General features: G+C 34.8%; 2 protein-coding genes. Both read left to right on the top strand.

The window, feature by feature from the left end; all coding sequences use genetic code 11:
- On the top strand, positions 1–215 hold a 215-nt coding region (locus FDX22_RS17020), incomplete at its 5' end, for a hypothetical protein (protein ID WP_222592530.1).
- The coding region (locus FDX22_RS17015; RefSeq protein WP_146717521.1) for a hypothetical protein at positions 215–463 on the top strand (249 nt) is incomplete at its 3' end. The genes FDX22_RS17020 and FDX22_RS17015, both read left to right, overlap by 1 nt.

Raw genomic sequence — 463 nt, 5'->3', positions numbered from 1 at the left:
TCTTTTCTTCTAGTTCATTGATTAAGAAAAAGAAAGATACTGTAAGGGAAAATAAAACTTTAGAACTTTTGACTGTTTTGGGCAATAATGAAATTGATATAACACAGTTCATGGAAATGGAACTAGAACTTGTTTATAAAATAATCGAACTTATTGCAGAGAAAAAGAAAGAGGAAAAAGAAAAAGAGAAAAGGCGTAAAAGAAAGGGTATGTAATGGCAAGTAATGCAACATTTGAGGTCGAGATATACGGTAATACAACGAAATTCGAGAACTCACTTAAAGGCGTTAATACCGCAATGTCAGGGCTTAGAGGAGAAGCTAAAAACTTACGTGAAGCTCTAAAACTTGACCCCACAAATACCGGGAAAATGGCGCAATTGCAGAAGAACTTACAAACGCAGTTGGGCTTATCACGTGACAAAGCAACAAAATTAAAAGAAGAACTTTCTACGGTTGACAAA

Origin of the sequence: Citrobacter sp. TBCS-14, assembly GCF_005280805.1 — a bacterium.
GTDB lineage: Bacteria > Pseudomonadota > Gammaproteobacteria > Enterobacterales > Enterobacteriaceae > Citrobacter > Citrobacter gillenii.
Note: the sequence above shows the minus strand (reverse complement) of the source record. Positions and strands in the feature narration are given on the sequence as shown.